Below are 25,609 nucleotides of genomic sequence, written 5' to 3'. Positions count from 1 at the left end.
TCAAGCGGTGTGGTGGGGCCGCGGCATGCCGTCGAGCGGCATGAGCGCGGTCGTCTGGCCTTGGCGGAGCTTGCTCGGCAACAGCGCCGGCAGCCCGACATCGCGTTCCACCATCATCAGGCCACCCCAGATGATGAAGAGTCCCAGGGAGAGACCGCCGAACAGGATGGTCTTGACCATGTGTGAATTTTCTTCGCGCTCGTCGCGGGCGAGCGAGACCGTGCCGACGACCGGATATCCGGTTACCCGCGCCAGGTGCTGACTGTCGACGAACGTCTTCTGCATGATCACGAGAATGAGGATGATCGTGCCGCCGAGCGCCAGGCCACCGGCCAGGACGAGCGTGAGCAGCAGCGAGCGTTTGATGCCGGAGGGGCGGGTCGGCACCTGCGGCGGATCGATGATCCGGAACTGGATCTTGTCCGCCTGGTTTTCCCGGCTCTCGGACAGGTTTGCCGCCTGCAGGCGCTGGGCCAGCGTTTCGTAGTTGGCACGGGCCGTCTCGAATTCGCGGGTCAGCCGCTGCAGCTCGGCGTCGATCGCGGGCATCTTCGACGCCTGCTGCTCGAGGGCCGCCAGTTCGGTGCGGCGCCGCTCCAGCTTGTTCTTGCCGGACGCGATCTGGGCTTCGGTGTCGACCAGCTGGATCTTGACCTGGCGATAGACCTCGTTGGAACCCATCGATTGCTGCGCCGGAGCGGACTTCTGCTGCTTGGCGTATTCCGCCTTGAGGTTCGTCAGCAGGTGGATCGTGTTCACGACCTCGGGATGATCATCGGTATAGTGGGTGCGCAGCGAGTCGAGCCGCTGCTCGACCTCGTGGATGCGCGTCTCCAGGCCCGGTGAGGTATCCGAGGTCGTCGTCGATGTCGAGGCGGCGGCGTATTTCGGTTCCGCGTCGAGCTGGCGCCGCAATTCGCCGGCGCGGGCCTTCAGGTCGTCCAGCTGGGCCGATTGCTCGCGGACGTCGTCGCGGGTCTTGCCCAGCAACTCGCCATAGGAGTTCCCGCCGTTCAGGACGTCCAGATTGTTCTGCTTGAAGGTGGACAGCGCTTCCTGGGCCTTGCGGACGCGGTCGTCATACTGCGCGACCTGATCGCGCAGGAAGGTCTGGGCATTGTCCAGGTTCTGGCGGATCGTGCCGAAATTGCTCTCGATGAACAGGTTCAGCGTGGATTGCACGACCTGATAGGCCTGGTTGGCGCTCAGGGAATCGTAGCTGATGGTGAAGGTCTTGTCCTGCGCGCTGCGCACGCTCAGATTCTGGCGCAGCGTATTGACCGCCTGGTCGAGCGCCGAATCCGTCATCGCCGTATCGCGCTGGGTGGTCATCTTGACCACGCGCTCGAGCGTGGCGCGGCTGGTCAACGTCCGCTTCAGGATCTCGACCTGCTGGTTCGGATCGATGTCGACCGCGATCCCGCTCAGCAGCGGCTGCAGCAGGCTCTGCGTGTCGACGTAGACTTGCGTCTCGGAGACGTAATGGCTGGGAATGAGGGCGACGACCGGCCAACCGATCAGGCAGACGATCCAGGCAACGAAAACCGCCAGCCATCGCCGCTGCCAGAGAGCTGGCGTGCGGCTCAGGACCATCGTCAACAGATGTTGCATAGATCAACCACAACCTTCTGGCACTGTTCGCGGGCAAAGCATCCGATAGCTAAGCCCCTAGCTGCCAAGACAAATACCCGCCCATAATTAATATACCCCTAACGGTCCGCCGGGTAGCGGAACGTGGGTTTGCGGCATGCTACAAGATGGCGCGCCGCCAAATCGGCCGAAACGACCTCTTAACGGTAAATAAATATAATCGATGCGCAATTGAAGGTTCACGTATTGGTCTCAATCGCGCAGCTTCATTGCTGTCGACTGGCGACTTCTGCCGCAGCGGCCGCGCCGGTTTGACCGGACGAAGTTCTAAAGTGCGGGTCGGTATGCCAAATTTTCATCGTCTTCGTCAAATTTCTTTTCTTTCTTCGGAAACGATGCCATGCAGTCAGGGCACGGAACATTCGCCAATGCGTGAAAAGCTTGCGTGCGGACCAAGTCATGGAATAATTCGCGGCGACGTTGTGATGACGGCGTGAGGGACGAGATGAAGTCAGAATTTTCACGTTTCGGCAGGTTGGCCGCGATCCTGGTGCAGGGGCTGGCACTGGTCTCCGTCGCAGCCTGTTCCTCGTATGGCGACGCCCCCCCCGTGGCGCAGGACGCGGCCCGGCCGCATCCCGTCTACCTGATCGGGCCCGGCGATTCCCTCCAGGTCTTCGTCTGGGGCAATCCCGACCTGTCGACGAACGTTCCGGTCCGCCCGGACGGCCAGATCACGCTGCCGCTGGTGCCGAGCCTGCCGGTGGCAGGCAAGACCTCGGTCGTGGTCGCCCGCGAGATCGAGGACGAACTCAAGAAGTACGTCAAAAACCCGATCGTGTCGGTCATGATCACCGGCTTCAAGGGGCCGTACTCGCAACAGGTGAGGGTGGTCGGCGAAGCGGCGAAGCCGCAGGCGCTGCAATATAACGACGGCATGACAGTGCTGGACGTGATGATCCAGGTCGGCGGCATCACCCAGTTCGCCGCCGGCAACCGGGCCATCCTGGTGCGCCAGGAAAACGGCAAGGAAGCCAAGTATCAGGTCCACCTGACGGATCTGTTGAACGATGGCGACCTGTCGGCGAACGTGGCGGTATTGCCAGGCGATATTCTGGTCATCCCGCAAAGCTGGTTCTAAGAAGCGGTGTCTGATTTGGACCGTCGAACGGAGGCTTCGGCGGATGCGCGCCGAGGCTTCGGCACGCATCTGACGCTTGCATCTTCGCTGTTCGTCCTCGTGCTCAGCCTGCCGGCCGAGGCGCAGACCTATGGCGGCGGGCAAGACCAGCAGGGCCAGAACGTTGCGATCCAGCAAAACGGGAACGCAAGCCAGCAGAGTCTCGCCGCGACGCGGTTGGCGGCCTCGGGCGAGATCGGCGCGACCGTCGTCGATGCCGTGGAGGAGCGCAAGCCGGCCTTCACCATCACGCCGAGCGGCAGCATCCAGGGCACCTACACCGACAACGTCTTCGTGGTGCCGACGAATACCCAATCCGATTGGCTCAGCACCATCACCGGCGGCCTCGACGTTTCCGGCAAGACGGAACGGACGCAGATCACCGCCAACTATTCGGTCAGCGGCGATATCTATGCCACGCACAGCGCGCTCGACGGCTATCGCCAGGACCTTCTGACGGTCGACCGTTTCGAGCCGGTGAAGAACATCTTCCTGATCGACCTGCGCGCCTCGGTCGACCAGGAGCAGATCGCCCAGACCGGTCCCGAAGCGGCGACGCTTCGATCCGGCCTCGCCAATCAGACGCAGGTCGCCAACGCGACCATCACCCCCTCCTACGTGGAGAAATGGGGCAGTTGGGCCGTCTCGACCCTGTCCTACTCGCTGAACGAGGTCGCCTATTTCGATGGCGGCAACAATGCCACCGCCAACAACCTCAACGACAGCACGCAGCAGACGCTTTCGGCCAAGCTGACCAGCGGCGCGCTGTTCAACCAGTTGACCTGGGACATGTCGCTGTCGCAGAGCGTCTCGCGCGGAACCGAGACCCATCTCGACCAGCAGACGGCGGAGGCCGATGCCGAGTACAAGATCAACACGATGTTCCGCATCCCGGTCACGGTCGGCTACGATAATTTCTCGGAAAACCAGTCCGGCTTCTCATCCAGCAGCTTGTCCGGCGTGTTTTGGAACACAGGCATCCACTTCGTGCCGGGGCCGCGCACCGATCTGACGCTGCGCTATGGCCGGCGCTACGACAAGCCGTACGAGAATGGGTCGCTGACCTACAAGGTCTTCCCGACCGTGCAATTCACGGCGACCTACGACATCGCCGTCCAGACCCAGCAGCAGACACTGGCGAATGCGCTGCAGGGCGTCACGGTCGATACCACCGGCGCGCTCGTGACCCCCGTCGGCGGTCTTCCGGCCACTCCCAATCAGACCAACAACAATCTGGTGAACGGGGTCTACCGGTCCCGGAACCTGCAGTTCGGCGTCGGCGGCACCCACGGGCTGAATTTCTTCAACCTCAACGGCCAGCTCACCGCCCGCGACTTCGGCGGCAATCGGGGCGGCGATCGGGCCGAGAACATCAGCGCCACGGTCGGCCGCAATATCGGACCGTTGACCGCGATCAGTCTGGTCGCCCAGGCGCAGCATACGGTGGATACGGCCACAGTACTGGATGTGGGCAAGACCAACAGCCTGCTCACCGGCGTCAATCTCGCCTATAAGGTCAACGAAAAGACCAACATGACGGTCGATCTGACGCGGCGCCACGAGACGGGCACGTTCAAGACCGACGAAGATGCGCTCGTCATTCAGCTCAGTCACAAATTCTGAGCACCGGTCATGTACGAAAAATTCTTCGGATTCCATAGCCACCCGTTCCGGCTGACGCCCGACCCGAACCTGTTCTTCGGCAGCCGCGGCCATATCCGGGCGCATTCCTACCTGACCTTCGGCCTGAGCCAGGGCGAAGGTTTCGTCGTGGTCACCGGTGACGTGGGCGCCGGCAAGACGACCCTGCTCAGCCATCTCCTGGCCGGGTTGCAGCAGGAGCAGCAATACCGGGTGGCCCGGATCGTCACCTCCCATCTCAACGCCGAAGACACGCTGCGCATGATCGTGAGTGCCTTCGGCGTGCCGGAGACCGACGGCAGCAAAGCCTCGCTGCTGCGTCAGATGGAGGCGCTGCTGACCGAGGCGGCCGCATCGGGCGAGCGCTGCCTGCTGATCGTCGACGAAGTGCAGAACATGCCCTTTCCGGCGCTCGAAGAGCTGCGCATGCTGTCGAACATCGAGGTGCCGGACGGCGCACCGCTGCAGACCATCCTCGTGGGTCAGCCGGAATTCCGCGACGCGATCGCCAGTCCGCAGCTGCAGCAGCTGCAGCAGCGCGTCGTCGCGTCCTGCCACCTGCTGCCGATGGAGGAGTCCGAGGTAAAGGACTACGTGATCTTCCGGCTGGAGCAGGCGGGATGGTCGGGCGATCCGGGCTTCGCCGACGGCGTGTTCGAAGAGATCTATCATCATACCCGTGGCGTGCCGCGCCGGATCAACGTGCTGTGCGCGCGCCTGCTGCTGCATCTCTGCCTGGACGAGCGCCATATCCTGTCGGTGGAAGACGTGGCCGACGTGGCGGAGGAATTGAAGGCGGAGACCGCGTCGACCCAGCCGGAAGGATCGATGCCGCACTATCCCACCAGCACCGGCATCTCTGCGGCGATGTCGCATCGCGTGTCGGACCTGTCTTCCGATCACGAGATCCGGCTCGCGGCACTCGAAGAGCGGGTGCGCCGCCACGATATGGCGTTTCGGCGTGCGCTGTTGAGCCTGTCGGACTACATTTCCGAGGTCAATCTCGGCGCCGGGAGGAAACCTTGACCACCAGCCCGCAGACCGCCAGCTTCCAGGCTCAAGCCGCATCGCCGATCAGTGCTGCAGGATTCGCGCCGATCGACCGCGCGGCCCGGCAGGATTCCGGGCAGATCGTCAACGCCATGTCGGTCGACGTCGAGGATTACTTCCAGGTCCAGGCCTTCGCCCGCACCGTCGCGCGGGACCGCTGGGACGAGTTCGAGCGCCGGGTCGAGCTGAACACCGACCGGGTGCTGCAGATCTTCGCCGATGCGAACGTCTCCGCTACGTTCTTCTGCCTGGGCTGGGTTGCCGAGCGCTATCCCCAACTGATCCGCCGGATCGCGGACCAGGGGCACGAGGTCGCGAGCCACGGCTGGGCGCATCATCTCGTCACGTCCCAGACGCCGGAGGAATTCCGCGAGGACATCCGCCGGACCCGCGGCTTCCTCGAGGATTTGTCGGGCCAGCAGGTGACCGGCTATCGGGCGGCCACCTTCTCGATCGGCCGGACCAATCTCTGGGCGTTCGACGCGCTGGCGGCCGAGGGCTATCGCTACAGCTCGAGCATCTTCCCGGTCCATCACGACCTCTACGGCATGCCCGAGGCGCCCCATGGCCCGTTCCGGCCACGCGCCGGGGAAGCTTTCGTCGAGTTCCCCATGTGCACGGTCGAGGCGCTGGGGCGGACGATCCCCTGCAGCGGCGGCGGGTATTTCCGGCTGATGCCCTACGCGGCCTTCAATTGGGCAGTGCGGCGGCTGCACTCGGATTCGAAGCGACCCTGCATCTTCTATTTCCATCCGTGGGAGATCGATCCGGACCAGCCGCGTGTGCCGGGCCTGTCGATGAAGGGCAAGTTCCGCCACTACCTGAACCTCGATCGGATGGAGCCGCGCTTGAAGCGGCTGCTCGCCGATTTCCGCTGGGACCGCATGGACCGGGTCTTCGGTTCCTTCTTGTCGAACTAGGTCGGTCGCCTACAATTACGGGAGCCTCGGGCTTGTCTTTGATGACGTCCAATCGCCCGGCTGGCGCCGGCGAAACCACGGCCTATGAGGTCGGCACCCTCGACGACGCCGGCATGGCGGCGTGGGACGCCTTCGTGCAGCATTGTCCCCAGGCGACATTCTTCCATCGGGCGGGCTGGCGCACCGTCATCGAGAAGAGCTTCGGGCAGAAGTGCCATTTCCTGAAAGCGACGCGCGACGGCCAGATCCACGGCGTGCTGCCGCTCGTGCTCGTCCGCAGCAAGATGTTCGGTACCCGCCTCGTCGCCACCGGCTGGTGCGTCGGCGGCTCGACCGCGGTCGACGAGCCCGAGGCCGCCCTGGCGCTCGACCGCGCCGCCCAGGCACTGCTCGCGAATTCGGCAGCCGAGTACATCGAATACCGCGACCCCGCCAACCCGCATACCGACGGCTCGTGGCAGATCAAGGACGGGATCTATGCCAGTTTCGAGCGGCCGATCGAGGCGGAGGAGGATGCCTGCCTGAAGCAGATACCGCGCAAGCAGCGTGCCGTCGTCCGCAAGGCCGTCGAATCGACGCTCGTCGACCGGATCGACGAGGATCTCAAGAGTTTCTACCAGCTCTACTCGCTCAGCATGCGCAACCTGGGCACCCCGGTCTTTTCGCGCCGCTACATCGCGACCCTGCTCGAGGTGTTCGGCGCCGACGCGGACATCCTGACCGTCTATCAGGATGGCCGGCCGCTGTCGTCGGTGCTGAACTTCTATTTCCGCGACAAGGTGATGCCCTACTACACCGGCGCGGATCCGGACGCGCGTAAGCTGGGCGCCGCCGACCTGATGTATTTCCGGGTCATGCGCCGGGCGTCCGCGCGCGGCTACAAGACCTTCGATTTCGGCCGCAGCAAGCTCGAGACCGGGCCTTACGCCTTCAAGAAGAACTGGGGGTTCGAGCCGCGGCCGGTGAACCACGAGTTCTTTCTTAAGGAAGGAGTAACCATGCCTGACGTAAATCCCAACAATCCAAAATACCAGCGTAAGATCGAGGCGTGGAAACGCCTGCCGCTGCCGGTCGCCAATCTGATCGGACCGTGGTTCGGACGCCAGGTGGGCTAGCCGGCTTTCCGGCAAAGGAGAGAAGCGTGAGCTTGGAGAACTTTGCCGCCGAATTGAAAAGCACCTCCCCCTCGCACGTCTTCATCGAGGATGAGGACATCTCGCACTATCATGCGGCGACCAGCGGGCACGAGCGAACCATCCCCCTCGTGGTCCGGCCGAAAGACGTGACCGAGGTGCAGGCCGTCGTGCTGGCGGCCCGGCGCCACGGCACCCCGCTCTATGCCATCAGCGGCGGCAAGAACTGGGGTCTCGGCTCCCGCCTGCCGGTGCAGAGCGGCAATGTCGTCGTCGATCTTTCCGCCATGAACCGGATCGGGCCGGTCGACGAGCGCTATGGCGTCGTGACCGTGCAGCCGGGCGTGACCCAGGCGCAATTGGCCCAGCATCTGGCCGAGACCAATTCCCGGTTCTTCCTGGACGTCACCGGCTCGGGGACCGACACCAGCGTGGTCGGCAATACGCTCGAGCGCGGGGTTGCCTATAATTCGCTCCGGGCGGAACAGGTGCTGTCGGTCGAGGTCGTGCTCGGCACGGGCGAGGTGCTGAAGACCGGTTTCGCGCATTTTCCGGAATCGAAGATCGGCGCGCTCTGCCGCTTCGGGATCGGCCCCGATCTGGGCGGGCTGTTCCTGCAGTCGAACCTCGGCATCGTGGTGGGATTGACCATCAAGCTGCTGCCGCGTCCGGCGGCCCAGGCCATGTTCCTGGTCAGCCTCAGCGCCGCCGACCTGCCGGCGTTCTTCGAGGCGATGCGCGACCTGGTCCAGGAAGGCTCGCTCGACACCATCGTCCATGTCGGCAACCGGCGGCGCAGCGAGATCACGCTCACGCCGCTCATCTATCGGCAATTGGTCGCGGCCGGCCTGCCGGCATCGCGGGAAGCGGCCCAGGCGATCGCTGACAAGCAGATGCGCGGCGAATGGAGCGCCATCGGCGTCGTGGCGGGCACGCCCGGCCATGTCGCCGAATCGCGCCGCCGCGTGCGCGCCAAGCTCAGCCGGTTCGGTCGCGTGCGCTTCATGACGCCGAAGCTGCTGAACATCGCGAAACAGGTTTCCCGTCTGCCGGGCCTCAGCGCACTTAGAATGTTCCTGCTGGGCGTCGAGCCGTTGCTGCGGCTGCCGACCGGTGTGCCGACGAGCGAGGCGTTGCACAGCGTCTACTGGCCGTCGGCCGATCGATCGGCGCACGAAGGCAATCCCGACCTGGGCGTCGGCGGCATCGCGTTTTCGGCACCGGTGATTCCGCTGGACGGCCCGACGATCCAGGCGGCCATGGATGCTACCGTGCAGGTTGGCGCCCGTTTCGGGTTCCAGCCGGCCGTGACCCTGAACCTGATGACGGACCGGACCCTGGAAGGCGTCGTCAGCATCGACTTCAGCCGCGCCGACCAAGTCCGGCGGCAGCAGGCGAAGGAATGCCTGCGGGCGCTCAACCAGGCGTATTTCGCCCTCGGCTGTACGCCCTATCGCATCGATATCGACAACATGGATCTGGTATTGCGTCCGGAAGATATTTTTTGGACAACGGTCCGGTCGCTGAAACAGGCGCTCGATCCGGACGGGATCATCTCGCCGGGACGCTACAGCCTCTAGTATCGGATTTCCATCGCATGTTCGGCTGGCGACGCGGGCATAAACAACTGACAAAGCCAGAAGTTCCCGAAGGCCTGCGGCTTTATGTCATAGGCGACATTCACGGATGCGTGGAACCGCTTGATGCGCTTCACGAATTAATCCGCCATGACCTAATTCTGACACAGGCAAAGGAACACCTGATCGTCTACCTTGGGGACTATATAGACCGCGGGCCCTCCTCAGCCGATGTTCTCGATCGGCTTATCGATAACCCCCTGGACAACGTCACGGCCATCCACCTCAAAGGAAATCACGAGGCGATGATGATGGCGTTTTTCGAACAACCCGAGGAGGTAGGTCCCAAATGGTTTGCAATCGGCGGCGCTGCGACCGTTGCGAGCTATGGACTACCGTGGCGTGGTGGCCAAGAATTGCCGCGTCTGGCACAAGACCTGTCCGACCGCTTGCCGAAATCTCATCATGATTTTCTGGATTCGCTTGTGACTCAGCACCGCCTCGGCGACTTCTTCTTTGTGCATGCCGGCGTCAGGCCCGGTGTCCCACTTGCTCGCCAGCGCGAAATGGATCTATTATGGATAAGAAGTCCATTCCTCGGATCCAAGATTTCCCATGGTGCGGTCGTCGTGCACGGTCACACTCCCGTCTCACAGCCCGAAGAATTCCCGAATCGGATCGCCATCGACACTGGTGCCTTCTTTACGGGCGTTTTGACCTGTCTCGTGCTTGAAGCCGGTCAGCGTCGTTATCTCGCAACGAACAGCTGAAATAAATTGTCCTTGATGAGCCCCCATTCCCGCGTACTACTTGCTGCACACTCCAAAACCTCGCGACCTGCAGGCTGGCGAAAGTGCGCGCGGATGAGCGTTAACGGTACGAGACAAGCAATTTGCAGCGCGCTTGGCATGACCGAGGGCATGGAAGACGGATTTTTCGACGTGATCGTGTCTTCGCTCGAGACCCAGGTCATCGCTGCGGACGGCACGCTGGTTACCCAATCCGACACGACCGATAGCCTCTGGATCGTCGAATCCGGTCAGTTGCAGGCCCATGGCGGCCTGACCGATCAGGAAATCGACCTCGACACGTTCGGCCCCGGCCAGTTGGTGTCGGTTTCCCTGTTGCCGGCCGCCGGTCCGTCGCTGATGACCGTCACCGCGATCACCGAGACCGTGCTGTGGCGGCTCTCGCTCGCCCAGGCGAATGCGCTGCGTCAGTCCTGGCCAGCCGAAATGTCGGCGATCTGGGACCGGGCCGTGGCGCGCGCCACGTTCCTCAGCCTCGTGCTGGGCCTGCGCCAGAGCATCCTGTTTTCCGACCTGACGCTCGAGACCGCCAACCAGTTGGCCAGGATGGCCGAGCAGATCATGCTGCGCGGCGGCGAAGTGCTGTTCCGGCAGGGTGACGTGTCCGACGCGATCTATGTCGTGATCAACGGCCGCCTCGACGTGGTGAAGAAGGGACCGGACGGCAAGGCCGAGTTGGTCAACGAAATGGGCCCGGGCGAGAGCGTCGGCGAACTCGGCCTGATGACCGACCAGCGGCGCTCGGCCGACATCATCGCCCGGCGCGACACCACCGTTGCCCGCCTCGATAAGCGCGAATATCTGGAAATCCTGCGGCGGGATCCCGAAGGGATCACCCGTGGCCTCGTCCGGGCCGCCCAGGGCGTCAGCACCGGCATGGCCCGGTTCCGCCGCCAGCACGGCGGCAACCTGCCATCGCTCGCCCTGATCGCGGCCACGCCCGGCATGCCGCTCCGGGAATCGGCCAATGCGCTGTCGGATGCCTTGGGTCGGCGTGGGTCCATCATCCTGCTGACGTCCAACATCTGCACCGAGGCCGGCTACGCGGTCAACGACCAGTCCGGCGACGCGCCCGAGCGCAATTTCGCTCTGCTACGCTGGCTGAACGATCTCGAGCGTCATTTCTCCTGCATTCTCTATGTCGCCGACGAGCATGATTCGCCGTGGACCCAGCTCTGCGCCCGGCAGGCCGACCATGTGCTGATGATGATAGACGGTTCGGCCCGACCGGAAATCGGACCGGTCGAGCGGGTCGTGCGTCAGGTTGCGACCACGGCCGAGCAGCGCTGGACGACGCTGCTGCTGCAATCGCCCAATATCACGGTCCCGTCCGGAACGATCAATCACCTGGCCCTGCGCCCGGGCCATCAGCACATGCATGTCCGCGCCGGCAGCGCGGCCGACTGGGCCCGCGTCGCGCGCAGCCTGACCGGCAACTCGGTCGGCGTCGTGTTCGGCGGCGGCGGTGCCCGCGGCTTCGCCCATATCGGCATCATCCGGGCACTCGAGGAACACGGCATACCGGTCGACGTGGTCGGCGGCACCAGCGTCGGTGCGCTGGTCGCGGGTCAGTACGCCCTGGGTCGCGGGCCGGACGAGATCCTCGAAGGCGTCATGTCTCTGGTCAAGACCGGCGAGCAATTCACGCTGCCGCTCGTATCGCTCATGTCCGGCCGCCGCTTCTCGCGCGGCCTGCACGATCTGATGGGCGATGGCGCGATCGAGGATTCGTGGCGCAAGTTCTTCTGCATCTCGTGCAACCTCACGAGCGCGCAGAGTGTGGTGCACTCGTCCGGTTCCCTGTGGAAAGCCGTTCTGGCCAGCAATTCCCCGCCCGGCCTGCTGCCGCCGGTCATCCGCGGCGGCGACCTGCTGGTCGACGGCGGCCTGCTCGACGGCCTGCCGACCGAGACCATGAACAAGCTGAACGGCAAGGGCCTGCTGATCGTCATCAACGTGACGCCGAAAGCGGGCGTGTCGACGTCCTACTCCTATGACTACGGCCTGTCGGGCTGGCGGATCCTGTGGAACAGGCTCAACCCCTGGGCCAACTCGGTCGGCATGCCGAACATCGTCGAGATCCTGACGCGCTCGATGGCCATCGGCAGCATCGCCAATCGGGCGCAGAACCTGAAGCGTACGACGGATCTGCTGCTCGAGCCGGAACTGAAAGACTATTCCGTGACCGATCACGTCAAAGGCCGCGCGATCGCCGAGTTCGGCTATACCGACTCGATCGGCAGGGTCGCCAAGTGGTGGGACAATCAGCTGAAGCTGTAGGCCTCGGCCGTGAAACCGAGGTCTCGCGGCGTGTCGGTCGCGAAGCTGCCGAGCCATCCGGCCGGCAGGGGTAGCGACCGGATCCGATAGTTTACCGCTTCGACCTGGACCGTGGCGCTCTGGGCATCCGAGCCGATGCGGCAGAGCAGATCCAGCGGATCATGCTGCAAGCCGCGCCCGTCCGCCTTGGCCGCCGCTTCCTTCATCGTCCAGAACATCAGGAACTCGCCGTCCGGATCGCTCGATCCGACGGCATGCCGGCGTTCGTCGGGCGCGAGGACGCGGTCATAGAGCGCTGGCTCGATCGATTGGCGCCGCTCCACGTCCACCCCGATGCGGCACCCGACGCCGACGGCGGCGCAGGCGAGGCCGCCGGTATGGCTGATCGAAGGGTCGAGATCGCCGGGCAGGTGCGGGCGGCCCAGGCTGTCGAAAGTCAGGCCATGGCATTCGCCGGCGCCGATCCGGACGAGCGCGCGTGCCAACAGCACCCGGCCGAGCAGGCGCAGGCGACGGTCGCTCTCGCGCAATGAGTCGCCGACCCCGACCGTCATGCTGGCCGGCAGATCGGCGGCGAGCGCGCTCCAGCGCGGGGGATCGGCATCGAGAGGCGCAAGCTCGCTCCAGAGGACGAGCGCGCGTGCGTTCAAGATTTATTCATGAGCCGCTTGACGATCGCGGCGACGCCGTCGACGTTCCGATTGTGGAACAGGCCGCCGTGCAGTCCACGGGCGTTTTCATAGTCCAACCGCTGCGCGTGCCGGCGCCAGGGGCTGAACAGCAGCCCGCTGATCCAGCGCGTGACAGAGCCGCGGATGATCGTGATCGGCCCGTCGAAGCGGCTGCCGCGCCAATCGGGCAGGGCGGCCAGGTGGATATAGAGCCCGCGGTCGTCGAAGATCTGGCGCGCCCGCCCGACCAGCCAGGTATTGGCGATCCAGGAATGATGGCCAAGCCGGCCCAGACCGTTGCGGATCAGCCCGAAGATCCGGACGTTGACGCCCGGCAGCATCGGATGCGCACTGTCGAACAGCAGCACGCCGTCGACCGTATGGCCGGTGCGGCGCAGGCGGCAGGCCGCCTCATGGGCCAAGGGTCCGCCGGCGGAGAAGCCGGCCATCACGCAGCCGTTGTTGCCCAGCATCTCGGCGACCAGCGCCGCATAGGCATCCGACAGGCTGTCGATCGTCCATGCCTTGCCGTCCGGCGTCGTGCCTGGCGGCAGCAGCCCCCAGACCGTGACGTCGTTCCCGAGCGCCTTGGCCAGATGCTCCAATCGCACCCGGTCGCCGCTCCCGGCCGCGACGCAGACGAGATTGCGGCTGTTGGGAATGAGCGACAGCAGCTTGAGTGTCGGCTGATCCCAACTGGCGCCCCGCTCCTCGTTGTCGAACAGCAAGGCCTGGCGACGGGGGGTCCGTCGATCGAAGAAGACCGCGGCCGGCACGGTACGGCCGGTTTCCGCGTGCAGGCGGCCGACCAGCCGCATGACCATCAGCGAATGGGCACCGGCTTGGAACACGTCGTCGGTCGGCTGCAGATCGGGCGCCTGCAACAGGTCGCGCCACAGGCGCAGCAGATGGCCCTCCATCACACTGCGGACCACGTGCGCGCCGGGCGCGGTCGCGACCGAAGCCGGGCTCACCGCCGCCAGTTCGGCCAGCGCGTTCCGGTCGATCTTGCCGCTGGGCAGGGTCGGCAACTTGGCGACGATATGGAAGATCGACGGAACAAGCGCATGGGGCAGCCGGCCGCGCGCGAAGGCGTCGAGGACATCCTCGTCGACGCCGGTGGCGCCCTCGGACCCGAGGGCGACCCAGGCGGCCAGCACGTTGCCGGTCGCCCGCTTCTCGACGCTGACGGCTGCTTCCTTCACGCCCGGTGCCTGGAGCAGGACGGCTTCGATCTCGCCCGGCTCGATGCGGACGCCGCGCAGCTTGATCTGATCGTCGGTGCGGCCGACGATCTCCAGGCAACCGTCCTCGCGCCAGCGACCGGAATCGCCGGAACGGTAGAAACGTTCGCCGGACAGCCCGTCCAGATGCACGAAGCGCTTCGCATCTTCCTCTGGCCGGTTGAGATAGCCGTTGGCCAATCCCAACCCGCCGATCACCATCTCGCCGACCGCGCCGATCGGCAGCAACTGGCCGCGCTCGTCGACGATCTGCACCGTGGCGCCGGCGACCGGCCGGCCGATCGACTCGATCGCTGCGATCTCCTCGATCGCGGCGTCCGTCGGCGGCAGCGCCAGATGGGTGCAGAAGATCGTGGCCTCGGTCGGACCATAGAAATGATCGACCGTGGCGCCGGTCAATGCCTGGAAACGGTGGCGACCGGCGACCGTCAGGGCCTCGCCGCCGGTGATGACGCGGCGCAGGCGATAGGGCGGCTGATTTTCGAAAGCGTCGGACAAATGGATGAGCACGCCCGAGACGCAGCTCATCATCGTGATGCCGTGACGCCGCGCCAATGCGGCGATCCGGACCGGCTCGCGGTCGGTCTGCGCCGGCGCCAGCACGACGGCGGCGCCGCACAGCAGCGGCGTGAAGATCTCCCACAGCGACGGGTCGAAGGTGGTCGGGATGCTCTGCAGCACCCGGTCCTGCTCCGTCATTTCGAACGTCTCGACCTTCCACAACAGGCGCTCGCGCAGTGCCGCATGGGATACGGCGACACCCTTGGGCCGGCCAGTCGATCCGGAGGTATAGAGGATATAGGCCGCGGAAGTTTCGTGGACCGGTAGCAAGGCCGGCCGATTGTCGCTCGACGGTCCTGCCGTCGGATGGAACACGATCTTGTCGCCGGCGAATTCGGTTTCCGCCCCGGCTTCCGTCAGCACGATGGCGGCGCCGCTGTCCGTGACGATGAACGCGCGGCGGTCGGCCGGCTGCTGCGGATCCATGGGCACGAAGGTGCCGCCGGCCCGCAGAATGCCCAGCAGTGAGCCCAGCCATAGGGTCGATCGCTCCATGCAGACCGCGACCCGTCCGCCGGGCAGGAGGCCGAGCGCCAGCAACTGGGCTGCCAGGCTTTCCGAATGATGGGCGAGCTGCCCATAAGTCCAGGCGATGCCATCGCTTTCGATGACGGCGGTCAGGTCGGGATGCAGCTTGGCCTGCGCCAGGATCAGCGCGTGGAGCGACTGCCCCTCCGCCTGGATCGCCAGCGGTGCGCGTGCGCCATGGGACCAGGTCTCCAGACGGCCGCGCTCGTCGACCGACACCATCGGGATCGTGGCGATGGGCATGTCGAGATCGGCGCAGACCGTGTCGATCAACCGGTCGAGCTGAGCCCCCATCCGATGCGAGGCGCTCTCGGACATCCAGGCCCGATGGACGGCGAACTCGCCGAAGCAGGCGTCGTCACTCTCGACCCAGGCGAGCGAGAGGGGATTGGAGCCCTCCTGGGCATGGAGCAGGAACGGGCGCGAGGCCGACGCGGGTGCCGCCAGCGCGGTCGCGGCATCCGCGTCGAACGAACCGTTGAGACGGATATGGCCGAACGCCGCCTGGAACAGCGGCGGCAGGCCGGGCACCGTAGGCAACCGCAGCGCCTCGACCAGCATGGGCAGGGGCAGGCGATTGTGGGCCAGCGCGGTGCGCAGCTCGTTCGATGTCGCAGTGACGAATTCGCGGGCACGGCCCGACGCGGGGCCGGTGAAACGGGAGCGCACCACGACCGGATTGACCAGCGGCGCCAGCGTCTCGCCGTGACGGGAGGGGATGCGCAACGACGTGATGACGCCGACCGCGATGTCGTCGTTGCCGATGCTGCGATGAAGGAACAGACCGTAGAGCGCCAGCAGCAGTGCCGGCAGGCTGACGTCGTTCGCCTCGGCCGCCGCGCGCACCCGGGCGAGCCGGCCGCCGCCGATCATGATTCGATGCAGATGGATCGGCTGTTCGCCGGCCTTGTCCTCGTCCCGACGGTGCGGCAGCACGAGCGGCGGCGGCGGCGGCAACAGCCGTTGCTTCCAGAACTCGAGATCGACCAGCATCTCGCGCCCGCACAGATAGGCTTCTTCCTCACCGACCAGCTGGTCGATCGGATCATGGTCGGGTGTGGGCAGCGCCTCGATCGCCGCGCCTTCGATCGATGCGGCAAGGCGTTGGCCGAGTGCCGAAACCGACCAGCCGTCGCAAATGACGTGATGGAAAGTCAGCACCAAGGCGGTCCCGGAGGATTCCCAGCGATACAGCACGGCCCGCCACAGCAATTGGCCCTGCATCTCGAAGGGGCGGCGTGATCGGCCCGCCATCTCGGCCGTCCGGGCGTCCGCCGTCATGCCGGAAAGGTCCACGATCTCCAGCGGAACGTCCGGTGTCTCGCTCAGGTGCCGTTCCGGCCCGGCGTCGGTCGCGAAGAAGCGGGAGCGCAGCAGGGGATGCCGGCTTGCCAGATCGCGCAGGGCATTTTCGACCACCACGGACGGCGTGTCGTCCGGCAGGCGCAAGGCCAGCGGGACATTATAGGCCGTACTGTCGCCCAGCCGGCTTTGCTCGGCCCAGATCGCTTCCTGGGTCCGGGTCAGCGGATAGTGGGCGCGGCGTCCCGCTGCAGGATCGGCCGGGGGCATCGCGCCGGTTGCAGTGCCGCCGCGCCGCACGGCGGCGGCGACATCGGCGAGCGTGATGCCGCCCAGCAGGTCGGCCAGGGAGAATTGCGCGCCATGGGTCGTGCGCAACCATTCGCTGAACTCGATGGTGCGTAGCGAATCGAGACCCAGCCGATGCAGCGGCGCCGTCGTCGCCGGCGGTGCGGCCAGCCCCAGGATCTTTTGCAGCCAGGAAGAGATCCCGGCCTCGATGCCCTCGGCACCCGGCTGTTCGGCCGGGAGCGGGGCCGCGGCGTCGTAGACCGATTTGAACTCGCCGCTGGCGAGCCCGGCGCGCGTGCTGCGCCGGCGAACCTTGCCGCTCGTCGTGCGCGGGATGGTGCCGGGCCGGACCAGGACCAGCCGAGCGAGGGCGACCTCGGTCGCCTGCCAGACCGCGTCGCGCGCCGCCTGCGAGACGGCGTCCAGCTGTTCCTGCTGGCGGATGTCGCGAGAGATCTCCAGCACCAGCACGACGCGATCGCCGTCGCCGCCGTCCTCGACGAAGGCCGCCGCCGTCTGCACGGCACCGGTGCCGGAGCGGATCGCGGCATCCTCGATGTCCTGCGGCGCAATGTTGCGGCCGCGCAGCACGATCAGGTCGTCCAGACGCGAGACGATGAACAGTTCGTCATCGTCGAAGAAGCCCAGGTCGCCCGTGCGCAGGAACTTGCCGTCCTCGCCTTGGACCTTTTGCCCGAACCGCTCGGCCGAGGCTTCCGGTCCTTGCCAGAATCCGGGGCTGACGCTGGGGCCGGCCACCCAGATCTCGCCGATCTGGCGCGGACCCAGTGCCATGCCCGTCTCGCGCTCGACGATCCGGACCGCGTGGTCGGGAACGCTGACGCCGCTGCTGACCAGCGTCTGGGTCGGCACTGTGGCGTCGGTGGTCGCGACGGCAAGGCCCTCGCCCAGGCGATCGCGCGCATAGGCGCGCACGGTCGGCGGGCGCCGGCGCCGGGCGCCGCTGACGATCAGAGTGGTTTCGGCCAGTCCGTAGCATGGGAACCAAGCTTCGGCCTGGAAGCCGTAGGGTGCGAATTTCCGCGCGAATTGCTGCAGCGTGGCGGCCCGCACCGGCTCGGCCCCATTGTAAGCCGTACGCCAGCCGCGCAGGTCGACGCCCTCCATCTGCTCCGCACTGATGGCGCGGGCGCACAGGTCGTAGGCGAAATTTGGGCCGCCCGACCGGACCGCGCCGTACCGGCTGATCGCGGCCAGCCAGCGCGCAGGTTTCTGGATGAAGGCGCTGGGCGGCATGAATGCCAGCTGACCGCCGAGGACGGGGGCGGCGAGGATGTTGCCGAACAGGCCCATGTCGTGATGGACCGGTAGCCACGATACCAGGCGGGGCGCGTCGGGATCGGCGGTCGTCTGCTGCTGGCCCAGGATGTTCGCGAAGGCGTTGGCGTGGGTGACGACGATGCCCTTGGGCGATCCGGTCGAACCCGAAGTGTATTGCAGGATCGCCGGCTGGTCGCCGGACAGCGCCGGCAACGATCCGCGCCAGCGGTGCGCTTCGGCCAGGACCTGGTCCATCTCGTACCAGGGAATATCGGCGAGGGCGGGATCCAATTGCCCGTCGGCCCCGGTCGGCGCGGGCTGCCCGGCCAGGATCAGCCGTGGACGGGCATCGCTGATGATCGAGCGGATCCGCTCCATGCCGCGGGTGCGATGGGGCGGGGGCGCCGGGATCGCGACGCCGCCCGCGAGCAGGCACCCGTAGAAGCCGATGAGGAATTCGATGCTCGACGGCATGAGCAACAGCACCGGCGCATTGCGGCAGTCCTGCTGACCCAGGAAAGCGGCGACCTGCGCCGCGCGCTCCCACAGCGCACCGTAGGTGAGGCGGCCCGCCTCCTGCTCCCCATCCGGCAGAAATATGTAGGCGTCGTCGTCCCCCTGGCTATCCGCGCGCATCCGGAGCAGCGAGACGAGATCGGAATCGGCGCTCGAACTCGGGCGAATGACGGCATGGGGCGCTGCCCCGTAGGACACGCTCAGGGTAGTCCCGGCGATATCGCGCGGGCCATGGGGCTGACCCACATCCCGAGCCATCAATACTGTCTCAGGTGACGCGTCTGTCACGGCGTAATTTCTCCTATCTCAGATAATATCTCTGAGAAGTTCTTTTGAATATTCTCTTGAATTTTGGCCGCAATTGGCAAAATTCTCAATAATCCGGCGTTCCAATAGACGCCGCCCTGGTTCCGTCGCTGCAAAAACCTCATGCTGCCAGAGAGCGGCAGCGCATGATCGGCGCTTCATGGTCGGCAATTTCCGAAGGTACGTGCGGGATGGATGTGCTTCGAACGGTCGGTGGCGAGTGGTCGGTGCGTGCCTGTGGCCACGCCGCCATTTTGCCATAATTCTCTTGCTCGTTAACTAATGCTCGAAGCGGGGATTGGCAATACCATCAAAAATAAATTCGACTTTACTGTCCCTTGAGGATGGTTAAAGGCGGCTTAACGCATAGTCGCAGTCTGACCTCAGATCAGGGCAGAAAGCGTGCCAGCGAAGATTGAAGCAATAATTGAGAAAGTCGCAGCGGCCGCGCGCGACCGGGCGCGTGGAACCTTCCCCGTCGGGGTGCTGCTTCGAAGGGAAGCCGAACGGCGCGGCAGTCTATTCCGGAAATGTTGCCGTACGATGTCGGCGCCGGCGCACTATTCCTCGAGGCCCAGGCGGGCCATGCGAGGCACGAACAAGGTGACGAGCAGCGCACCGACGGCGACCGCGGCCGCCAGCAGGAAGACGTCGTGAAGCGCGCCCTCCAGCGTGGCGACCAGCCGGGCCAGTTCGACCATGCCGAGATCGGCGCGCCGGGCCGGGCTCACCAGATCGCGCACGATATCGTGGATGCCAGGAGCCGTCCGCTCAAGGCCCCGGTTCAGCACCCCGCCGAAGGCGGCCGCACCCAATGCCTGGCCCAGCAGGCGGCTGAAATAGAACAGGGCGGTGGCCCGGCCCCGATCGGCGCGGGCGACGCTGGACTGGACTGCCACGGTGAAGACGAGGCTGTTGAGCCCGAGCCCGACGCCGATCGCGACGCAGCTGAGATCGAGCCAAAGACCGTCCTGATGCGCAGTCACCAGCGCCAGGCCGATACTGCCTGCGACCAGGACGATCGAAGCGCAGATCGCGACCGGCCGGAAACTGACCCGCGCCAGAATACGGCTCATGCTGAGGCTGGCGACCGTCCAGCTGACCGTCATAACGCCGAGCACGATCCCGGCGGCGAGCGCGTCGCCGCCGTCGACGCCCTGGACCCAGGTCGGCAGGAACGCCGATCCGCCGATCAGCAGGGCGCCGCACAGCAGGGCAGAGGCGTTGGCGGCGAGGATGATCGGGCGACGCAGCAGATGGGCTGGCAGCAGCGGATCGGCGACCCGGCGTTCGCGCCAGGCGAAGCCGCCCAGCGTCGCGGCGCCGAGGGCCGCGAGACCGCCGAGCGCCGCGACGCTCAGAGTCTCGATCTGGACGAGCGCCACCATGAGCGCGCCGACGCCGACGACCAGCAGGCTGGCGCCGGCCAGGTCGATCGGCTGGTGCCGGCCGGTGCGCGGCGGTTCGTGCAGGAAGCGGGCGACCATGGCCATGGCCAACAGGCCGATCGGCAGGTTGACCCAGAACACGAAGGGCCAGCCGAGGCTGTTGACGAACAGGGCGCCCAGCAGCGGCCCGACGATGGCGGAGATGCCCCAGATGCCGCTGACATAGCCCATCATGCGCGGCCGATCGACCGGTTCGGACACGTCGCCGATGATCGTCGTCGCCATCGGAACCAGGCCGCCGCCGCCGATGCCCTGCAGTGCCCGGAAGAAGATCAGCGAGCCCATGCTCCAGGCACAGCCGCACAGGAGCGAGCCCACGAGGAACAGGGCGGCGCTCGCCAGATAGACGCGCTTGCGCCCGTAGCTGTCGGCAAGGCGACCATAGAGCGGCGTCGTCACCGCCTGGGTCAGGAGATAGCTGCCGAACGCCCAGGAAAACAGACTGAAGCCCCCGAGTTGCGCCACGATCGTCGGCATCGCCGTGCTGATCACCGTTACCTCGACCGCCGCCATGAAGGTCGAGATCAGCATGGCGCCGATCACCAGTTCGCGCCGGATCTTGCGCTCCGGGAATGTCGGTGCTTGCTCGGCGGTACTCATTGGCTCACTCGTCGCTGGCCACGGGAGCCGGGTATTTGAGGCCAACCGGCCGACGGCCGGCAGATCGAACAACGCAGTTCTGAATTGCGTGCGCCGCCCAGGGTTTCCCGTGACGCGCGATTCCGCTCAGAATTGGAAATAGATGAAGGGACGGTAGGCGATCGGCGTCAGCGCCAGCACGGCACCGGACGCAGTACCGGCGAGCGCGTAGAACGACGGCCGCCCGAGCGTCAGCAACGCGCCCGAGATCAGGCGCCGCGCCTCGAGCGCATGGATCAGCGCCAGTCCCAGCACGACGGGGGCCGCCCAGGCCGCGATGTCCTGGGCGCCGGTGCCGTGCATGGTGATGAAATTCCGCGCCAGCTCGAGGGCCACCGGCAGGTTGGCCGAGCGGAAGAAGATCCAGGCGAGGCAGACCCACCAGAAGGTCAGCAGCATGGCGCCCGCCTGATAGGCCGCGTGCTGGCCGAGGAAGGCCGGCCGGTGGCGGGCGTATTCCTTGTGCAGGATCAGCGCGCCGCCGTGGAGCGTGCCCCAGATCACGAAGTTCCAGGAGGCGCCGTGCCACAGGCCGCCCAGCACCATGGTCACCATCAGGTTACGATAGGCGAACAGCCGGCCGCCGCGGTTGCCGCCCAGGGGGACGTAGAGATAGTCGCGCAGCCAGGACGACAGGCTGATGTGCCAGCGCCGCCAGAAGTCGCTGATGCTGGTCGAGAAATAGGGATGCCGGAAATTGACGGTCAGGTCGTAGCCCAACAGCTTGGCGGTCGCGATCGCCATGTCGGTATAGCCGGAGAAATCGCAGTAGATCTGGATGGCGTAGAGCACGGTCGCCGCCACGATCGAGGCGCCGGTATAATCGCCCGGATGGCCGAACACGGCATCGACATAGGGCGCCAGATTGTCGGAGATGCAGGCCTTCTTGACGTAGCCGAAGAAGAACAGGATCAGCGCCGGTCGCACCGCAACGGTCGAGAACCGCTTCAGCTCATCGAGTTGCGGCAGGAAATCGTAGGCCCGTACGATCGGCCCGGCGACGAGTTGCGGGAAGAAGCCCACGAAGGTCGCGTAGTCGAGCAGGCTGCGGCGCGCGCGCAGATGGCCCCGATAGATGTCCAGCGTGTAGCTGAGGCTCTGGAACGTATAAAAGCTGATGCCGACGGGCAGGATCAGCCGGACGGTGACGGGATTGGCCGCGATGCCGGCGGCATGCAGCAAGCCGACGAAGGAATCCGTGAAGAAATTGAAGTACTTGAACGTGAACAGCAGGGCCAGGTTGACGGTCACGCTGAACGCGATGATCAGCTTGCGCCGCCGCTGATCGCGGGCCGCCTCCATCATCAGGCCGGCGCCGAAGTCGAACAGGGTCGAGAAGGCCAGCAGCAGGGTGAAGCGCGGATCCCAGGCGCCGTAGAAGATGTAGCTGCTGACGAGCAGCACCCATTTCCGCGCGGTATTGCGCCGGAGCGACCAATAGAGCGCGAAGACGATCGCGAAGAAGACGAAGAAGCGCGGCTCGACGAACAGCATGGATTATTTCCCCGCCGCCGACGCGAAGGCCGGGCCGTAGGTCTGGCACAGGCGCCGCCCTGCCGCCGCGGACAGGTAGTCCGCGACCGGCTCGTTCAAATGCGCCCAGTCGTACCAGGAGCCCTTATCGTAGACGACGCCGGCATCGGCCTTGTCCATGAAATTGACCGCGGGAATGGCGATATCCGGACGACCGAACGCGGCGGCCAGTTGGCGCGCGTCGGTGATCGCTTCGCCATAAGTGTCCGGCAGGCTCAACAGGATCGGTGCATAGCCGAGCGTGCGGATGGACTCCGCCATGGTGCGGACGACGGTGATGCGCCGGCTTTCCTGTGCCGGGTCGATCGGCGCGGGTTCGGCCTGTTCCGCGGCCTCGTTCTGCAGATTGCGGGCGATGCGGACGAACCGATCATGGTCGTTCAGCAGGCCGATCCGCTCGACCGACGGTTTGGCTTCGGGATCGAGCGGCTGGTAGCCGCGCGCCGGGAACGCCGTCGCCTCCGTCGTGGGCGGTGCCGGCTCCAGATAGCGGCTGGCGAGGCCAAGCGCGCTATTGTGATAGAGGAACGCGATCAGGTAGCGGGCCAGCGAGGAATATTTCCGCGGATCCGGGTGCGACAGGATGTCGGCGACCGCGAGCGACGCTTCGCGGGGATCGGTCGTGACCCAGACGCGCTGCGACTTCAGGTTCGAAAACTGAATATGGATGTCGTTCGGCGGATCGAACAGCGCGCGCGTAATCGGCTGGGCATGATGGGCGGCGAGCGTGCGCAGTACGTAGCGCATCTCGATCAGGTTCATGCCGCCGATGCCCAGGTTGTAGCTATGGACCGGGCAGCCTGCCGCCGCCGCCGCCCGGTCGAAGCGAGCCGGATCGAAGGCGTGCAGCATGCGGCTCGACCCCACGGCGATCGTATCGATCGGGTCGGTCTCCTGCTCGATCGCATGGATCTTGAGGGTCAGTTCGCCTACGTCCGGCGATGGCAGGACGAGGCGTCCGACGATGCCGATGCCGTAGGTCGAGACCAGGAAACAGCCGACGAACAGGGCGGCCGATCGCACCCTCGTCATCCGATGGCGGCGCCCATCCAACGAGATGGCATGGGTCGGCGACGCACCCCTAGGCATCATCGCCCGGTCCGGCATCGACCCATGAAATCGGTCTGATCGACCTGACGTTCAGCGTCGGGAAACTGATGGTGCACTGCAATATTTCCTCGAAACCCACTCCTGCAAATGCGTGAACGACCTGACCCCCGCCTTTGGTTCCCGCGGGGATGAGACTTTTCGGAGCGTCTCTCGCATTGCGGTAAAACGATAATCGGCGCAGACTTGGCCGGGTTGACTATGCGGGCGGCCGGTTCGGTGCCCGCGTCCGGATCGGCGACGCACGTTTACCGCAGCGACTTCCAAGAGACGGCGATGAACGAAAAGCTTTCGGTGATCAACGGCCTGCGCGGCTGGGCCATTCTCATCGTGATGTTCGGCCATCTGTTCGGCGCCTATTTCGACCCGTCCTCGCCGATTTCCGTGCTGGCGCCCCAGTCGATGAGCCCGCTGCGGCTGTTGTCGTTCGGCGGCCTGGGCGTGCCGCTGTTCTTCATCGTCTCAGGCTTCGTGTTGTTCCTGCCCTATGTGATGGGCAAACGCCGGATGGACACGCGCGAAGCGCTCACGACCTACTATGTGCGGCGCGCCGCCCGGCTGCTGCCGCTCTACTACCTGGTCGTCATCGTCTGCCTGCTGTTCAATCAGAATCCGGACCTGACCGACCCGAAATTCTTCAAGCAGCTGATCGGGGCCCTGACCGCCGGCTATTGCTTCTCGAACCATGGGTTCGAGCCGTTCATCAACGGCCCGCTCTGGTCGCTCTCGGTCGAGGTCTGGTTCAGCGTGCTGTTCCCGCTGTTCGTCGTCGTGGCCGCGCGCTATGGGGTGGCGCGCCTGCTGATCGCCACGATCGTCATCAGCCTCGCCTCGCGGCTGATCGGCGGCATGGTGCTGGCGACGGAGAGCGACGGCCCGTTCCTGCCTCTTGCCAAGGGGCTGCCGGCCCATCTCGACGAGTTCGCCATCGGCATGGTGCTGGCGTCGCTCTATCACCACGGACATCTGGCCCGGTACGCGGACCGCGCCGGCCCGGCCGCGGCCGGCGGCATCCTGCTGATCCTGGTCGCCGTCTGCTGGCAGGGCTATGTCCCGCTGGCCCAGGTCGTGCCGGTATTCCAAAGTACCTATCAGATCGGGCTGTTCCTGCTCGTCGCCGGACTGCTCGCGGCGCCGGCCATGCCGGGTGCCTGGGCCTTCACCAACCGTCCGATCCAGATCATGGGCATGATGTGCTATAGCCTCTATCTGTGGCACGTGCCGCTGCGCACGCCGGTCTTCCACGCGCTCTATGCGCCGATGACGCATTTGGCGGTGACGCTGCCGGTCTACCTCTTCCTGGTCACGGCGATCGCCGGGCTCAGCTACCGCTACATCGAATTCGGCCGGACCGCGGATTGGCGGCCGCTGTTCCTGATGCGCAAGGGCCGGCCGGTCGCAGCACCCAGCGTCGCCGCCACCCTGCCGCAGGTCGAGCGCCCGGCCTAGGGCGGTCCGCCTCGGCGTTCCCGAGAAGCAATTTACGCGATCACCGATGTTCGATCGGCGAAATCCGGGTAATTCGCGTCCTGCGGAGGGGTCCATGTTCAGCCTGCTCATCAATGGCCAGACGCACCAGGTCGACGTGCCCGCCGACATGCCGGTGCTCTGGGTGCTGCGCGACGTGCTCGGCATGACCGGGACGAAGTTCGGCTGCGGCATCGCGCAATGCGGCGCCTGCACCGTGCATCTGGGCGGTGAGGCGGTGCGGTCGTGCCTGCTGCCGGTCGGGTCGGTCGGCCGGCAGCCGATCGTGACGATCGAGGCCATCGGGGACTCGCCGACCGGCCATAAGGTCCAGCAGGCCTGGCTCGACAAGGAAGTCGTGCAATGCGGCTATTGTCAGTCCGGTCAGATCATGGCCGCGACGGCACTGCTCAACCACACACCCAAACCGGACGACGCCGACATCGATGCGGCGATGGCCGGCAACATCTGTCGCTGTGGGACCTATGTCCGGATCCGTGACGCCATCCACGCCGCCGCGTCGGCTTGAGGGAGG

The 25,609-nt window shown here is 65.6% G+C and carries 16 protein-coding genes; 10 read left to right on the top strand and 6 right to left on the bottom strand.

The window, feature by feature from the left end:
- Window positions 1–1,593: an XrtA system polysaccharide chain length determinant gene (locus VGV37_RS29845; protein WP_326883530.1), complete on the bottom strand. Its 1,593-nt coding sequence runs from the start codon at window positions 1,591–1,593 to the stop codon at window positions 1–3.
- A gap of 502 nt (window positions 1,594–2,095) precedes the next feature.
- Here VGV37_RS29845 and VGV37_RS29840 point away from each other — a divergent pair.
- From VGV37_RS29840 to VGV37_RS29805, 8 genes are all read left to right on the top strand, one after another.
- Window positions 2,096–2,731 carry an XrtA/PEP-CTERM system exopolysaccharide export protein gene (locus VGV37_RS29840; RefSeq protein WP_326883523.1) on the top strand — a complete coding sequence of 212 codons (636 nt, stop codon included), beginning with the start codon at window positions 2,096–2,098 and terminating at the stop codon, window positions 2,729–2,731.
- 15 nt (window positions 2,732–2,746) lie between these two features.
- A complete protein-coding gene (locus tag VGV37_RS29835) occupies window positions 2,747–4,393 on the top strand; it encodes a TIGR03016 family PEP-CTERM system-associated outer membrane protein (protein WP_326883522.1) in 1,647 nt (548 codons plus the stop codon).
- Between the two features lie 9 nt (window positions 4,394–4,402).
- Window positions 4,403–5,437 carry an XrtA/PEP-CTERM system-associated ATPase gene (locus VGV37_RS29830; protein ID WP_326883521.1) on the top strand — a complete coding sequence of 345 codons (1,035 nt, stop codon included), beginning with the start codon at window positions 4,403–4,405 and terminating at the stop codon, window positions 5,435–5,437.
- Window positions 5,434–6,381: an XrtA system polysaccharide deacetylase gene (locus tag VGV37_RS29825; RefSeq protein WP_326883520.1), complete on the top strand. Its 948-nt coding sequence runs from the start codon at window positions 5,434–5,436 to the stop codon at window positions 6,379–6,381. Before VGV37_RS29830 ends, VGV37_RS29825 begins: the two co-directional genes overlap by 4 nt.
- Window positions 6,382–6,422: 41 nt before the next feature.
- Complete coding sequence (locus VGV37_RS29820) at window positions 6,423–7,496, top strand: FemAB family XrtA/PEP-CTERM system-associated protein (protein WP_326883519.1); 1,074 nt, start codon at window positions 6,423–6,425, stop codon at window positions 7,494–7,496.
- Between the two features lie 26 nt (window positions 7,497–7,522).
- Window positions 7,523–9,094: an FAD-binding oxidoreductase gene (locus VGV37_RS29815; RefSeq protein WP_326883518.1), complete on the top strand. Its 1,572-nt coding sequence runs from the start codon at window positions 7,523–7,525 to the stop codon at window positions 9,092–9,094.
- Window positions 9,095–9,111: 17 nt separating this feature from the next.
- Window positions 9,112–9,861 carry a metallophosphoesterase family protein gene (locus VGV37_RS29810; RefSeq protein WP_326883517.1) on the top strand — a complete coding sequence of 250 codons (750 nt, stop codon included), beginning with the start codon at window positions 9,112–9,114 and terminating at the stop codon, window positions 9,859–9,861.
- 138 nt (window positions 9,862–9,999) lie between these two features.
- Window positions 10,000–12,180 carry a cyclic nucleotide-binding and patatin-like phospholipase domain-containing protein gene (locus VGV37_RS29805; protein WP_326883516.1) on the top strand — a complete coding sequence of 727 codons (2,181 nt, stop codon included), beginning with the start codon at window positions 10,000–10,002 and terminating at the stop codon, window positions 12,178–12,180.
- Here the strand turns inward: VGV37_RS29805 and VGV37_RS29800 are convergent.
- The 5 genes from VGV37_RS29800 to VGV37_RS29780 form a co-directional block, all read right to left on the bottom strand.
- Window positions 12,165–12,830 carry a 4'-phosphopantetheinyl transferase superfamily protein gene (locus VGV37_RS29800; protein WP_326883515.1) on the bottom strand — a complete coding sequence of 222 codons (666 nt, stop codon included), beginning with the start codon at window positions 12,828–12,830 and terminating at the stop codon, window positions 12,165–12,167. The genes VGV37_RS29805 and VGV37_RS29800 overlap by 16 nt on opposite strands.
- The gene (locus VGV37_RS29795; RefSeq protein ID WP_326883514.1) at window positions 12,827–18,832 is read right to left on the bottom strand and encodes a non-ribosomal peptide synthetase; all 6,006 of its coding nucleotides are present in this window, start codon (window positions 18,830–18,832) and stop codon (window positions 12,827–12,829) included. The genes VGV37_RS29800 and VGV37_RS29795 overlap by 4 nt, the downstream gene beginning before the upstream one ends.
- A gap of 608 nt (window positions 18,833–19,440) precedes the next feature.
- Window positions 19,441–20,928, bottom strand: a complete 1,488-nt coding sequence (locus VGV37_RS29790; RefSeq protein WP_326883513.1) for an MDR family MFS transporter — start codon at window positions 20,926–20,928, stop codon at window positions 19,441–19,443.
- Between the two features lie 126 nt (window positions 20,929–21,054).
- On the bottom strand, window positions 21,055–22,461 hold the full coding sequence (locus VGV37_RS29785; protein WP_326883512.1) for an MBOAT family O-acyltransferase: 1,407 nt from the start codon (window positions 22,459–22,461) through the stop codon (window positions 21,055–21,057).
- Window positions 22,462–22,464: 3 nt separating this feature from the next.
- Complete coding sequence (locus VGV37_RS29780; protein WP_326883511.1) at window positions 22,465–23,523, bottom strand: hypothetical protein; 1,059 nt, start codon at window positions 23,521–23,523, stop codon at window positions 22,465–22,467.
- A gap of 360 nt (window positions 23,524–23,883) precedes the next feature.
- Between VGV37_RS29780 and VGV37_RS29775 the strand changes: the two genes are divergently transcribed.
- A complete protein-coding gene (locus tag VGV37_RS29775; RefSeq protein ID WP_326883510.1) occupies window positions 23,884–25,056 on the top strand; it encodes an acyltransferase in 1,173 nt (390 codons plus the stop codon).
- Between the two features lie 94 nt (window positions 25,057–25,150).
- Entirely contained in the window at window positions 25,151–25,603 is a 453-nt protein-coding gene (locus VGV37_RS29770) for a (2Fe-2S)-binding protein (protein ID WP_326883509.1), read from the top strand.
- The last annotated feature ends 6 nt before the right edge of the window (window positions 25,604–25,609 follow it).

This window comes from Aliidongia sp. (assembly GCF_035943795.1).
Taxonomy (GTDB): Bacteria; Pseudomonadota; Alphaproteobacteria; order ATCC43930; family CGMCC-115725; genus Aliidongia.
The sequence above is the reverse complement of the archived record's forward strand: the minus strand, read 5'-3'. Positions and strand labels throughout refer to the sequence as shown.

Coding starts and splice junctions, on each gene's coding strand:
- VGV37_RS29845 (WP_326883530.1), bottom strand. CDS start 1,593: ATGGTCCTGAGCCGCACGCCAGCTCTCTGGCAGCGGCGATGGCTGGCG.
- VGV37_RS29840 (WP_326883523.1), top strand. CDS start 2,096: ATGAAGTCAGAATTTTCACGTTTCGGCAGGTTGGCCGCGATCCTGGTG.
- VGV37_RS29830 (WP_326883521.1), top strand. CDS start 4,403: ATGTACGAAAAATTCTTCGGATTCCATAGCCACCCGTTCCGGCTGACG.
- VGV37_RS29820 (WP_326883519.1), top strand. CDS start 6,423: ATGACGTCCAATCGCCCGGCTGGCGCCGGCGAAACCACGGCCTATGAG.
- VGV37_RS29810 (WP_326883517.1), top strand. CDS start 9,112: ATGTTCGGCTGGCGACGCGGGCATAAACAACTGACAAAGCCAGAAGTT.
- VGV37_RS29805 (WP_326883516.1), top strand. CDS start 10,000: ATGACCGAGGGCATGGAAGACGGATTTTTCGACGTGATCGTGTCTTCG.
- VGV37_RS29795 (WP_326883514.1), bottom strand. CDS start 18,832: ATGGCTCGGGATGTGGGTCAGCCCCATGGCCCGCGCGATATCGCCGGG.
- VGV37_RS29790 (WP_326883513.1), bottom strand. CDS start 20,928: ATGAGTACCGCCGAGCAAGCACCGACATTCCCGGAGCGCAAGATCCGG.
- VGV37_RS29785 (WP_326883512.1), bottom strand. CDS start 22,461: ATGCTGTTCGTCGAGCCGCGCTTCTTCGTCTTCTTCGCGATCGTCTTC.
- VGV37_RS29775 (WP_326883510.1), top strand. CDS start 23,884: ATGAACGAAAAGCTTTCGGTGATCAACGGCCTGCGCGGCTGGGCCATT.
- VGV37_RS29770 (WP_326883509.1), top strand. CDS start 25,151: ATGTTCAGCCTGCTCATCAATGGCCAGACGCACCAGGTCGACGTGCCC.